Below are 12,471 nucleotides of genomic sequence, written 5' to 3' on the forward strand. Positions count from 1 at the left end.
AAAATGACCTATATATGACCACACCACTTAACCCAATGCGGGTTACTAATCCGATCTTTGTTAGTATCTTTATCAGTATTTGGTTGCTAATGCTGATGTTGGCGCCTATGTCATGGCTGCAAATGTTAGATTATATCTTTTTTAGCTTGTTAGGTATGGCGGGCGCTATTTTTGCTAACGCTACTGGAGCCGGTGGTGGGGTGATTTTGATCCCGTTTTTTAACCAGTTGGCATTTACCGAACAACAAGCGATAGCCACCAGTTTTGCTATTCAATGTTTTGGTATGACGGCTGGCGCTTTGACTTGGTGGTTTCATTATCGTCAACAAAAAACCGATTTAGTGTTATGGCAGGGTTTTAAGCGGATCAGCGCTATCACCAGTATCGGAGCGGTTGCTGGTATTTGGTTGGTTTATTACTTTGGTTTAACAGCGGGCACTTCGTTATCTTATTCGTTTAGCTGGTTTTCTTTAATTTTGGGGAGCGCCATTATGCTAATGGTGTTTGGCTTAAAACCCCAAAGAGAACGCAGCAAGTTGTTAGCTGTTGATTGGCTTGCATTTATCGGTATTGGTGTTTTTGGTGGTGTAATAACAGCATGGCTATCGGTAGGTGTTGGTGAGTTATTGGCAGTATATTTAATTGTTCGCCGTTTTGACGTTACTATGGCGGTAGCAGCGGCCGTTGTTGTGTCTGCGATTACCGTTTGGTCTGCTATTGCTCAACATACCATCATTGATCCTGCTGTTTATTGGCAGGTGGTCTTGTTTGCAGGTCCTGGTGCAATATTAGGAGGGGTTTTGGCAAAATCATTAGTGACTTATTTATCAGCGCGACGATTGAAAATATTTTTTGCTAGTTGGTTATTAATATCAGGTGGCTTTGGCGCTTTTTCGTAAGACTTGCTATTTACTTATCGATTTTGTAACCACAAAGCTACGCTTAGCATTATCCGTTATTATTTTGTGATGAATTTTCCCTCCTTGGTATCACCTATGTTTTTCTGTTGCACTTCTTGCCCTATTAACAGCATAAAAAACCATAAACTCATTAAAAAAGTTATTTTTTTGTTAATTTTTGGGAGTGAGATCCACAAACTTCCACAAATTCATCAACTTCCTTGATCCCCTTATTTTTCTTGACGATCAACACTAAGAAAATAGTCAAACTTTGCTTGACAGTTGTTTGCAAAACTCACTAAACTGTATAAATGTGGAAAAAAGTGGGAAATAGTGGATCTAAGTAGATCGACAATAAAAAAGCAAGGTATGTTCAGAGGCACTAGCGCAATTACGCTCGACACAAAAAACAGGATCACGATGCCTACGCGCTATCGTGAAGAGCTGTTTGCCGATTGCCAAGGAAAAATGGTTTGTACTGTTGACATTCAACATGCCTGTTTACTGCTTTACCCACTTCCTGAATGGGAAGAAATAGAACTTAAATTATGTAAGTTATCGAGTACCAATCCGCAAGAAAGAATGTTTCAACAAATTCTTTTAGGCAATGCCTCGGATTGTGACATGGATAAGAATGGTCGCTTATTAATTAATGGTCCGCTTAGGCAACATGCCAGTTTAGAAAAAAACATCATGTTGGTTGGGCAATTGAAAAAGTTTGAAATTTGGAGCGAGTCAGCATGGCAAGCCCAAATGCAAAAAGGCATTAGCCAGATTCAGTCAGGCGAATTAGAACTGACTGATCGTTTACTCGACTTATCACTGTAGATAAATATGACAACAGAACTTTCTCACATTTCCGTACTGCTTGATGAAGCAGTAGACGGCTTAGCAATCAAAAGCGACGGCGTTTATATTGATTGCACTTTTGGCCGTGGTGGGCATTCCGGTTTGATCTTGTCAAAATTATCAACACAGGGGCGTTTAATTGCTATTGACCGTGATCCAACGGCGATTGCCGCGGCTGAAAAGTTTAAAGATGATGCGCGATTTACTATTGAACATCAAGGTTTTGCCCATTTAGCTGAGATTGCTGAAAAACATCAATTACTCGGTAAAGTTGATGGTGTGTTATTAGATTTAGGCGTTTCGTCACCACAATTAGATGATGCGGAACGTGGCTTTAGCTTTATGAATGATGGCCCACTGGATATGCGTATGGATACTACGCGTGGTCAAACCGCTGCCGAGTGGATCGCTAAAGCTGATGTTGAAGATATTGCTTGGGTACTACGTACTTTCGGTGAAGAAAAACATGCGTGGCGAATTGCTAATGCCATTGTTGATAGCCGAGAAGAAGACGCGATTACGCGTACTGGACAATTGGCCAAAATTATTAAAACCGCAGCACCGCAGCGAGAAATTAAGAAACACCCAGCAACAAGAAGTTTTCAAGCGATCCGTATTTATATCAATAGTGAGCTTGAACAAATAGAGCAAGTATTAGCGGCTTCGTTAGCGGTATTGGCTGAGCATGGACGATTAGTGGTGATCAGCTTTCATTCGTTAGAAGATCGTTTAGTTAAACAGTTTATGAAAAAACATTCTCAAGGCCGACAAGTGCCAAGAGGGATGCCAATTAGCGAAGCAGAATTACAAAAAGGTAAAAAACTGAGTTTAGTTGGTAGAAAAGCAAAACCAAGTAAGGCTGAAGTTGATACTAACGTACGTTCAAGAAGCTCAGTATTACGTATTGCTGAACGACTGGCTGACTAAACATGTCATCTACCAAGGTGATTTTAGCGCTTGATATATTACAAGATATAAAGCGACATTTTTTCAGTTATTTATTGGCCTTGTCAGTCGTTATATCGGCGTTTTTAGTGATTTATTTCACTCATATGAATCGCCAAACAACCAGTGAGTTGGAAGTATTATTAACCCAACGAGATGAATTAGATATCGAATGGCGCAATTTATTGTTAGAGCAAAACAGTTTATCTGAACATAGCGCCATTGAAAGTAAAGCAGAAAAACAACTTAAGATGCAACGCCCAACGGCAGATTCGGAAATAATAATAAGACTAGAATGACAAAACAGTGAAAAAACAAGTTAAAGCACATAAACAAGAAAAACCAATATCAGTCGCATGGCGTTTTTACGTTGTGCTTGGCCTGATCTTGGCTGTTTATTGTGGTTTAGTTGCACGTAGCGCTTACATTCAAGTGATTGAACCTGACATGTTAAAACAGCAGGCGGCTAATCGGGTTATCCGTAATAGTACTAGCCTGTCACAACGTGGTTCTATTGTTGATCGTAACGGTCGTAAATTAGCGGTTAGCGTACCGGTTGAAACTGTTTGGGCCGATCCAAAAGTTGTGATGGATAATAATGCACTTGCCATGGTTGAACATTGGCGAGCGATGGCTGATGTATTATCGCAAGATGTTAATACCTTAACTAATCGCATTGTGCGTAATCCGGCTAAGCGTTTTGTTTATGTTGAGCGCCAAGTATCTCCAGCGATGGCGGATTATATTAAAGCGTTAAAAATTCCAGGCATTCATTTACGCAAAGAATCAAAGCGTTTTTATCCTGCCGGCGAAATTAGTGCTCATGTTGTTGGATTTACCAATGTTGATGATAAAGGCATTGAAGGCATTGAGCGTTTGTACGATGAAGTGTTAACAGGTACTGGCGGCGCCAAGAAATTTATTAAAGATGCTAAAGGCCGAAAGGTTGAAATTTTATCGGAAGAAAAAGCACAACTTCCTGAAAATATTGAGTTATCAATTGATCAACGCATTCAGGCATTAGCTTATAAAGAATTAAAAGGTGCGGTTGATGCTTTTAAAGCAACTTCTGGTTCTGTGGTGGTGACGAATATTCATACGGGTGAAATTTTAGCTTTAGTGAATAGTCCGTCTTATAACCCCAATAATTTATCTAATACGGCTCAGCATCGATTACGTAATCGAGCGATCACTGACTCTTACGAGCCCGGTTCAACCATGAAGCCCTTGGCGATGTTAGCGGCTTTGGAGTTTGGCACGGCTCAGCATAATACGGTGATCAATACCAGCCCTGGCTGGATGCGCCTTGGTGGGCGGCGTGTCAGTGACCCGATAAATCGGGGTAAATTAAGCTTAAAAGATATTTTAGTTAAGTCTTCAAATATGGGTACCACAAAGTTAGCTTTGTCGGTACCCAAAGAGTTTTTATTGGATAAGTTTTTTGATGCTGGTTTTGGTAGCGAAACGGGTAGTGGTTTAGTTGGTGAAAACTCAGGTGTTATGCATGACCGACATCGGTGGTCACAATTTGAATTAGCCACGTTATCGTTTGGTTATGGTTTAACAGTAACGCCTATCCAATTAGCACGGCTTTACGGCACGTTAGCTAATGGTGGTGTTCGTATTCCATTAACCATTTTAAAAACGGAAGAACAAGTTCAAGGTGAACGTGTATTTAGTGAAAAAGAAACCAAGTTTTTGTTAACGCTGCTTGAAGGTGTTGTTGCCGATGGTGGTGCGAGTAAAGCAAAAGTTGATGGCTATCGTGTTGGTGGCAAAACGGGCACTAGCCGTAAAGCGGCCAATGGTGGTTATGGTAATGAGTATGTCGGCTTGTTTGCTGGCGTCGCGCCAATTTCAAACCCCGAATTATCTGTGGTTGTCGTGATTAATGAACCGGGCGGTGATTTATATCATGGCGGTGATGTGGCTGCACCAGTATTTGCTCGAGTAATGAAAGGTGCCTTGCATATTTTAAATATTGCCCCAGATGCGCCGTTAAATGTTGCCAATTCATTACCAGAAAAAGTAGGAGGTAATAATGTCTAAATCAGTTACTTCTACTACTTTTTCAATTGCTCAAGCTTTAGAAAATTTTGATATTAGCATTGATGAAATAGTCACTAATGCGATGACTAATGATAGCCGAACAGTGAAAGCTGGGGATATTTTTTGCGCTGTCATTGGCAGTGAATTAGATGGTCGTCAATATATCGACCAAGCAGTTGCGAGTGGCGCAAGTTTAGTGATAGCTCAATGTCAGCATCAACAGCAACACGGTAAGTTGTTATTTAAAGCGATAGATAAAAACTCACCTAAAGTGTTGGTTGTTCAGTTTTATCAGTTAGAACAGCACTTATTTACTTTAGCGCAATTATATTATCAGCAGCCACAGCAACATATGAAAGTAGTTGGTATTACCGGAACTAACGGTAAAACCAGTACGGCAATTACCTTGGCTAAATTATTAACCGCTTGTCAGCAAAAAGCGGCGGTTATTGGCACGATTGGCGCTGGTGTAATGCCAACGTTAAAAACCATAGCTAACACAACACCAGGAGCAACTGAAACACTGGCCTTGATCAATGATTTTGCAACTCAAGATGTTGATGTGTTAGCAATGGAAGTTTCGTCGCATGCGTTAGCGCAAAAGCGAGTGTTACCCGAATTATTTGATATTGCGGTGTTCACTAATTTGTCACGCGATCACTTAGATTTTCATAACAGCATGGCTGACTATGCCGACACTAAATTTAGTTTGTTTGCTGGTAAAACGGGGCAAATTGCCATTTTAAATGGTGATGATAGCTACGCTCAAACTTGGTTAAGTCATGAAGCGAATACTGCTGGGCGAGCATTAATTGTTTTTGGTAGAGATCCTCAAATAGCTCAGTTGTATAAAAAGGGTTATGTAGTTGCCGATAATTTAAAACATCATTTAGCCGGTATTAGTTTTGATCTTATCACCCATGCAGGTACGGCAAAAATTAATAGTCGGTTATTAGGTGATTTTAATGTTGATAACCTATTAGCCGCTATTGCTGTGATGTTGTCATTAGAGCTTAGTTTAACCACGATAAGTCAGGTTATTTCTGAGGTTTCACCAGTTCCTGGCCGGATGGAGTCATTCAGCGGGCAAGGTAAACCATTAGCGATTGTTGATTATGCTCATACGCCAGACGGTTTGGCTTGCGCCTTACAAGCGGCGAAAAAACATTGCCAAGCTGAGCTTTGGGTCGTATTTGGTTGTGGTGGTGATAGAGACAAAGGAAAGCGTGGTGAAATGGGCGCGATTGCAGAGCAATACGCGGATCATATTATTTTGACAAACGATAATCCAAGAACTGAAGCACCAGAGCTTATTGTGAGTGATATTTTAGCTGGCTGTAAAAAAGCTGAAAAAATCACCATTATTTTAAATCGTGAGCAAGCGCTTAAGTCTGTGTTTGCTCATGCAAAAGCTGAAGATTGTATTGTTTTTGCCGGTAAAGGGCACGAAGACTACATCATTGTTGGCACTGAAAAGCAGCCGTATAACGAACGTCAACGGGTACAGGACTTTTATCAAGGAGCGGTATTATGATCGCACTGTTATTATCAGATATAGCACGTATTACTGAAGGAAAATTAATAGGTGACGATGTCACTATTCATCATATCAGTACTGATAGTCGTTCTTTGAGGTCAAATGATGTTTTTTTAGCTTTAAAAGGCGATAACTTTGACGGCCATAAATTTTGTCAGCAAGCGGAACAAGCGTTGTGTGCGGCACTGATTGTTGAATCACAACAAGGGGTCAATATTCCGCAGATTGTTGTCAAAGATACACGCCTGGCGTTAGGACAATTAGGGGCTCATGTTAAAGCACTGGTTGCTCCTAAAACCGTTGGCATTACCGGTAGTAGCGGTAAAACTACAGTTAAAGAAATGACCGCCGCGATTTTATCTCGTTTAGGCAATGTGTTAGCAACAGATGGTAATTTTAATAATGATATCGGTGTGCCGTTAACTTTATTGCGTTTATCGCATGAACATGACTTTGCCGTTATTGAACAAGGCGCGAATCATATCGGTGAAATAGCTTATACCAGCTCATTAGTTAAGCCTGATGTTGCCGTGATCAACAATATTGCCGCTGCACATCTTGAAGGGTTTGGTGATTTATGTGGTGTTGCCCGTGCTAAAGGCGAAATATTTGAAGGCTTGGCGGCCGATGGCGTCGCGCTTTATAACAAAGATTGTAAATATGCCAATAAATGGCAATGGCGATTAGTTGATAAAAACGTTCGTCAATTTTCCTGTTTAAACAGCTCAGACTGTTATAGCTCAGATGTTGTATTAAATGATGATGGCTGTGCCAGCTTTAAATTAAATAGCCATCAAGGGAATACTTTTATTCAATTAACGGTGCCGGGTAAACACAATGTCTGTAATGCGGTTGCCGCTGCGGCCATTGCTTTAGAGTTTGGCGCATCACTAGATGATATTCGCTTAGGTTTAGCTCAAATGAAACCTGTTAAAGGTCGAATGAACCTTTATCAGTTAGATGAAAAATTTAAATTAATTGATGATACCTACAACGCCAATGTTGAATCAATTAAAGCAGCCATTGAATTGTTAGCCAGCTTTCCAGGTCGTCGCGTGTTAGTGCTTGGTGATATGGCGGAATTAGGTGCTGACGCGCGCAGTTATCATCAAGAAGTAGGCAGTTTTGCTAAGTCATTAGGTATCGACAATTTATTTACTTTAGGGGTGTTAAGTCAAGCCACCTCAGATGCGTTTAATGGCCAAACGAATGCAGCGACACATTTCAGTGAAAAGCCTGCGTTAATGGCAAGCATAATTGACAGTTTAAATCATGATGAAACACAAGTGTCGATGTTAATAAAAGGGTCTCGCAGTTCAAAAATGGAACTTGTCGTGCAAGATGTTATTCAATGGCGAAATAGCCTAAGTGTTCAGCAGACAAATTTGGAGACCAACTAATGCTATTGTGGCTTGGTGAATATTTAACCCAATATTACAGCGGCTTTAATGTTTTTTCGTATTTAACATTTCGCGCAATTATTTCAACGTTAACGGCTTTAACCATTTCGTTATATTTTGGTCCTAAGTTGATCAGAGCCTTACAACGTATGCAAATAGGGCAAACAGTTCGTGATGATGGCCCTGAAAGTCATTTATCAAAATCAGGTACACCGACGATGGGCGGTATTTTGATTTTAGGAGCAATTGTCGCAAGTGTTTTGTTATGGGGGGATTTAACGAATCGCTATGTTTTAGTGGTGTTATTTGTGGTGGTTAGCTTTGGTTTGATTGGCTTTGTTGACGACTATCGTAAGGTAATTCGTAAAGACTCAAATGGTTTAATTGCCCGTTGGAAGTATTTTTGGCAAACGGTATTTGGTTTAGCAACGGCTTTTTTCTTGTATGCAACGGCGCAAGACCCAAGCGAAACCGCCTTGTTAATTCCATTTGTTAAAGATGTTATGCCACAACTAGGTGTTTTATACATTTTATTAACTTATTTTGTCATTGTTGGTACCAGTAACTCAGTTAATTTAACCGATGGTTTAGATGGGTTGGCTATCGTGCCAACCATTATGGTAGCGGGTGCTTTTGCTTTGTTTGCTTATGTCACCGGCAACGTTAATTTTTCAGAATATTTACATTTACCACATATTGCGTTAGCGAGTGAATTAACTGTTGTTTGTACCGCCATTGTCGGCGCAGGGTTAGGATTTTTGTGGTTTAATACTTATCCAGCGCAAGTATTTATGGGCGATGTCGGCTCATTAGCTTTAGGCGCGGCCTTGGGGGTTATTGCCGTTTTAGTTCGACAAGAAATAGTGTTGTTTATTATGGGCGGTGTTTTTGTGATGGAAACCGTGTCAGTTATTTTACAAGTTGGTTCATATAAATTACGTGGCCAGCGAATTTTTCGAATGGCGCCTATTCATCACCATTACGAATTAAAAGGTTGGCCTGAACCACGGGTGATTGTGCGCTTTTGGATCATGTCATTTATGTTGGTACTGATTGGTTTAGCAACACTTAAGTTACGTTAATAGTTAGAAATTATAGGAAATTAGTTAAAACCATTATGTTAGAACTATCGTTATTACAAAAGAAAGACATTGTTATTTTGGGAGCTGGGCTTACCGGGCTTTCATGTGCGCGTTTTTTACATAATAACGGTATTAAATTTTCAATGAATGATAGCCGTTCTAATGCGATTAGTTTAGATAAATTCAATGAAATGTTTGATGGTAATTACCTAGCTTTAGGTCATTGGGATAAGTCGTTAATTAATGGTGCCGATATTTTAATTGTCAGTCCTGGTATTGATTTATCAACCCCTGAAATAGCCTTGTCACTCAATGAAGAGGGTGAAGTGTATGGCGATATTGAATTATTTTGTCGGGTGACTGATATTCCAACCATCGCAGTAACGGGCTCTAATGGTAAATCTACTGTAGTTACGTTATTAGCTTATTTAGGTAATGCCTTAGGTTATAAAACACAGCTGGGCGGTAATATTGGCGTGCCAGTATTAGATACTGTTGATGAAAAACCTGACTTTTTAGTACTTGAATTATCAAGTTTTCAATTAGAAACCATGACCAATATGAGAGCCTTAAGTGCTAGCGTATTAAACGTTTCTGATGATCATCTTGATCGCCATAAAACCATTGAAAACTATCAAGCGATTAAACAAGATATTTATCGGCAAAGTGACATTGCGGTTATTAATCGTGATGATGAAAGAACGTATTTGCCTGACATGCTCAGCCATAAAATAACGTACAGTTTTGGCTCTGACAAACCAGTCGCTAATGATGAAACGTGTTTTGGTTTAGCGCAGTATAACGACAAGCAATATTTAATGTCTGGCAATAAACCTTTGATCAGTGTTGATGATTTACCATTAGCAGGTGTTCACAATGCACTGAATTGTTTAGCGGCATTAGCGTTAGGTAAAGCCGCGGGTTGGTCTGTTTCTAAAATGGTTGCCGCTTTACCGAGTTTTGTTGGTTTAGCGCATCGTTGTCAGCCGGTTGCAAGCACAGATGGTATCGTATGGATTAATGATTCAAAAGCGACTAACATCGGCGCAACCTTAGCCGCAATTAATGGTTTTTCGGCCAATAAAAAACCAACTAGCCGACTATTTTTAATTGCTGGTGGTGATGGTAAAGGCGCTGACTTTAGCGAATTAAAACCTGCGATTGAACAAGAAATAACTCAACTGGTTACCTTAGGAAAAGACGGTCCTGAACTGGCAAAATTACAAAAAAACAGCATCCAAGTAAAAAGCTTAAAAGAAGCGGTTACGGTTATTCAGCAACAAGCACAAGCAGGCGATATCGTATTGCTTTCACCGGCTTGTGCCAGTATTGATATGTTTAAAAATTATATTGCCCGTGGTTTGGCTTTTGAACAAGCGGTTCAAGAGGTGCAATCATGTTAGCGAAATTACAGCAATTATCCTTACCTGATTTTACCGCATTATCATTTAATGATAATGCGGTAAGCAATGCTGGTGTTACCTTTGATCGCAGTTTTGTTATTTTAGTGGTCACCCTATACATCATTGGTTTAGTGATGGTGGCAAGTTCTTCAATGCCCGTTGCGGATAGATTATTTAATAATCCGTTTCATTTTATTATCCGTCATATGATCTATATCGTTTTAAGCTTAGTGATCGGCGGTTTAGCATTACAAATTCCGATGAGTTGGTGGCATAGATACAGTAGCTATTTGTTAATTTTTGGTTTGTTTTTGTTGGTGGCTGTTTTAGTGATTGGGCGCTCAGTTAATGGCTCACAGCGTTGGATTGTACTTGGTCCTATTACAATCCAAGCGGCAGAGCCGGCTAAATTATTTTTCTTTTGCTATTTATCTGCTTATTTAGTGCGTCGCCGTGAAGAGGTGATGGAAAACTTAAAAGGTTTTATTAAACCGCTTGTGGTTTTTGGTTTGTTAGCCTTTTTCTTATTAATGCAGCCAGACTTAGGTACTGTGATCGTGATGTTTGTCACCACCTTTGGTTTGTTGTTTTTAGCGGGTGCTAAGTTATGGCAATTTATCGCGATGACCGTGGTTGGTTTATCAGCCATAGCCGGTTTAGCCGTATTTGAACCTTATCGTTTACGCCGTATCACTAGCTTTTTAGACCCTTGGCAAGATCCTTTTGGTAGCGGATACCAATTAACACAATCGTTAATGGCTTATGGTCGTGGTGAAATTTTTGGCCAAGGCTTAGGTAATAGTGTGCAAAAGTTAGAATATTTACCAGAAGCGCATACTGACTTTGTTATGGCGGTATTAGCGGAAGAATTTGGTTTTGTTGGTGTTTCAGTTGTTTTATTTTTGAGTGCTTGGTTGGTATTAAAAGCTTTAATGTTAGGCCGACAAGCAATAATAAAAGAAAAATATTTTGAAGGTTTTTTTGCTTATAGCATTGGTATTTGGATGAGCTTTCAAACTGCAGTAAACATTGGAGCAAGTGCAGGTATTGTACCTACTAAAGGGTTAACCATGCCGCTGATCAGTTACGGTGGTAGTTCGATGATCATCATGACCATTGCGGTGGTTGTGTTAATAAGAATCGATCATGAGTTAAGGCTGCAAACATTGCAAGCGACGGCAAAACCGTCAAAGAAAAAACATAAAAAAGAGGACGTAAGTCATGCATAAACGTCCAACATTGTTAGTGATGGCGGGTGGTACTGGTGGCCACATTTTTCCAGGTATCGCGGTAGCTGAGTATCTACAAACACAGGGGTGGGATATTCATTGGTTAGGTACATCTAAACGGATGGAAGCGAGCTTAGTACCTAAATATGGCTTTGAGATTTCCTTTATTAATATTGCAGGTATTCGCAACAAAAGTTTTACCACGTTATTAAAAACACCGTTTAAGTTATTGCAGTCAGTTATTCAGTCAATGAAGGTAATTAACAAAGTTAAGCCCGATGTTGTTTTAGGGATGGGTGGATATGCTAGTGCTCCAGGAGGAGTTGCTGCCTGGTTGATGGGTAAACCGTTAATTTTACATGAACAAAATGCTGTTGCTGGTATGAGTAATCGTTATTTAGCACATTTAGCATCTAAGGTATTAAGTGCTTTTCCTGCAGCATTTAAACCTGGGGTTAAACCAACGGTAGTCGGTAATCCTATTCGCAAAAATATTGTCGCGTTATTAAGCAAAATGAAAAACGAAGCAACAGCTAATAGTAAAAAAGTATTAGTGGTTGGTGGCAGTTTAGGGGCACAAATTTTAAACGAACAAGTGCCACAAGCTTTAAAACAGTTAAAAGGTTTTAACTTCCAAGTTTGGCATCAAACAGGACAAGGAAATTTAGCTTCTGTTGAACAAAGTTATCAAGAAGCAGAGATTGCACAAGATGACTTTAAAATTACCGAATTTATTGATGACATGGCTGAGGCCTATCAATGGGCAGATGTTGTGATTTGCCGAGCAGGGGCATTAACTGTTTCTGAATTAGCGATTGCAGGTAAGCCTGCGATATTTATACCACTACCGCATGCGGTTGATGACCATCAAACCAAAAATGCGAAATATTTAGTGGACAAAGGCGCAGCTAAATTGTTGCCACAAAAAGATTTAACCAGTATGCAAATTGCACAAACATTAAACAGCATGTTTGCATCAGAAAAAGTATTACAAGCAATGTCGAAAGCAGCTTATGAAGCAGCATACAACGACGCAACCGAACAAGTAGCGAAAGCTTGCATTGAACAAGTGAAATAA

The 12,471-nt window shown here is 39.9% G+C and carries 11 protein-coding genes; all 11 read left to right on the forward strand.

Features of this window, described 5'->3' with window-relative positions:
* The first annotated feature begins 14 nt into the window (after nucleotides 1-14).
* The 11 genes from ACSLUO_RS05505 to murG all read left to right on the forward strand — a co-directional run bounded on the left by ACSLUO_RS05505 (nucleotide 15) and on the right by murG (nucleotide 12,471).
* Complete coding sequence (locus ACSLUO_RS05505; RefSeq protein ID WP_448246914.1) at nucleotides 15-899, forward strand: sulfite exporter TauE/SafE family protein; 885 nt, start codon at nucleotides 15-17, stop codon at nucleotides 897-899.
* A 369-nt stretch (nucleotides 900-1,268) separates the two neighbouring features.
* On the forward strand, nucleotides 1,269-1,727 hold the full coding sequence (mraZ, locus tag ACSLUO_RS05510) for a division/cell wall cluster transcriptional repressor MraZ (protein WP_448247512.1): 459 nt from the start codon (nucleotides 1,269-1,271) through the stop codon (nucleotides 1,725-1,727).
* A gap of 6 nt (nucleotides 1,728-1,733) precedes the next feature.
* Nucleotides 1,734-2,675, forward strand: a complete 942-nt coding sequence (rsmH, locus tag ACSLUO_RS05515; RefSeq protein ID WP_448246916.1) for a 16S rRNA (cytosine(1402)-N(4))-methyltransferase RsmH — start codon at nucleotides 1,734-1,736, stop codon at nucleotides 2,673-2,675.
* 2 nt (nucleotides 2,676-2,677) lie between these two features.
* Nucleotides 2,678-2,992 (forward strand): cell division protein FtsL, encoded by a 315-nt coding sequence (gene ftsL / locus ACSLUO_RS05520; RefSeq protein ID WP_448246918.1) that lies wholly within the window; start codon nucleotides 2,678-2,680, stop codon nucleotides 2,990-2,992.
* A 7-nt stretch (nucleotides 2,993-2,999) separates the two neighbouring features.
* A complete protein-coding gene (locus tag ACSLUO_RS05525) occupies nucleotides 3,000-4,742 on the forward strand; it encodes a peptidoglycan D,D-transpeptidase FtsI family protein (protein WP_448246920.1) in 1,743 nt (580 codons plus the stop codon).
* Complete coding sequence (locus tag ACSLUO_RS05530) at nucleotides 4,735-6,276, forward strand: UDP-N-acetylmuramoyl-L-alanyl-D-glutamate--2,6-diaminopimelate ligase (protein ID WP_448246921.1); 1,542 nt, start codon at nucleotides 4,735-4,737, stop codon at nucleotides 6,274-6,276. The genes ACSLUO_RS05525 and ACSLUO_RS05530 overlap by 8 nt, the downstream gene beginning before the upstream one ends.
* Nucleotides 6,273-7,679, forward strand: coding sequence for a UDP-N-acetylmuramoyl-tripeptide--D-alanyl-D-alanine ligase (locus ACSLUO_RS05535; RefSeq protein ID WP_448246923.1), 1,407 nt, complete (start codon nucleotides 6,273-6,275; stop codon nucleotides 7,677-7,679). The genes ACSLUO_RS05530 and ACSLUO_RS05535 overlap by 4 nt, the downstream gene beginning before the upstream one ends.
* The gene (gene mraY / locus ACSLUO_RS05540) at nucleotides 7,679-8,761 is read left to right on the forward strand and encodes a phospho-N-acetylmuramoyl-pentapeptide-transferase (RefSeq protein ID WP_448246925.1); all 1,083 of its coding nucleotides are present in this window, start codon (nucleotides 7,679-7,681) and stop codon (nucleotides 8,759-8,761) included. Before ACSLUO_RS05535 ends, mraY begins: the two co-directional genes overlap by 1 nt.
* Before the next feature lie 35 nt (nucleotides 8,762-8,796).
* The gene (murD, locus tag ACSLUO_RS05545) at nucleotides 8,797-10,164 is read left to right on the forward strand and encodes a UDP-N-acetylmuramoyl-L-alanine--D-glutamate ligase (protein ID WP_448246927.1); all 1,368 of its coding nucleotides are present in this window, start codon (nucleotides 8,797-8,799) and stop codon (nucleotides 10,162-10,164) included.
* A complete protein-coding gene (gene ftsW / locus ACSLUO_RS05550) occupies nucleotides 10,158-11,393 on the forward strand; it encodes a cell division protein FtsW (protein WP_448246929.1) in 1,236 nt (411 codons plus the stop codon). The genes murD and ftsW overlap by 7 nt, the downstream gene beginning before the upstream one ends.
* Nucleotides 11,386-12,471, forward strand: a complete 1,086-nt coding sequence (murG, locus tag ACSLUO_RS05555) for an undecaprenyldiphospho-muramoylpentapeptide beta-N-acetylglucosaminyltransferase (RefSeq protein WP_448246930.1) — start codon at nucleotides 11,386-11,388, stop codon at nucleotides 12,469-12,471. The genes ftsW and murG overlap by 8 nt, the downstream gene beginning before the upstream one ends.

The sequence above is a fragment of the Thalassotalea agariperforans genome (assembly GCF_053470345.1).

Coding starts and splice junctions, on each gene's coding strand:
- ACSLUO_RS05530 (WP_448246921.1), top strand. CDS start 4,735: ATGTCTAAATCAGTTACTTCTACTACTTTTTCAATTGCTCAAGCTTTA.
- mraZ (WP_448247512.1), top strand. CDS start 1,269: ATGTTCAGAGGCACTAGCGCAATTACGCTCGACACAAAAAACAGGATC.
- murG (WP_448246930.1), top strand. CDS start 11,386: ATGCATAAACGTCCAACATTGTTAGTGATGGCGGGTGGTACTGGTGGC.
- murD (WP_448246927.1), top strand. CDS start 8,797: ATGTTAGAACTATCGTTATTACAAAAGAAAGACATTGTTATTTTGGGA.
- ftsL (WP_448246918.1), top strand. CDS start 2,678: ATGTCATCTACCAAGGTGATTTTAGCGCTTGATATATTACAAGATATA.
- ACSLUO_RS05535 (WP_448246923.1), top strand. CDS start 6,273: ATGATCGCACTGTTATTATCAGATATAGCACGTATTACTGAAGGAAAA.
- ACSLUO_RS05505 (WP_448246914.1), top strand. CDS start 15: ATGACCACACCACTTAACCCAATGCGGGTTACTAATCCGATCTTTGTT.
- mraY (WP_448246925.1), top strand. CDS start 7,679: ATGCTATTGTGGCTTGGTGAATATTTAACCCAATATTACAGCGGCTTT.
- rsmH (WP_448246916.1), top strand. CDS start 1,734: ATGACAACAGAACTTTCTCACATTTCCGTACTGCTTGATGAAGCAGTA.
- ftsW (WP_448246929.1), top strand. CDS start 10,158: ATGTTAGCGAAATTACAGCAATTATCCTTACCTGATTTTACCGCATTA.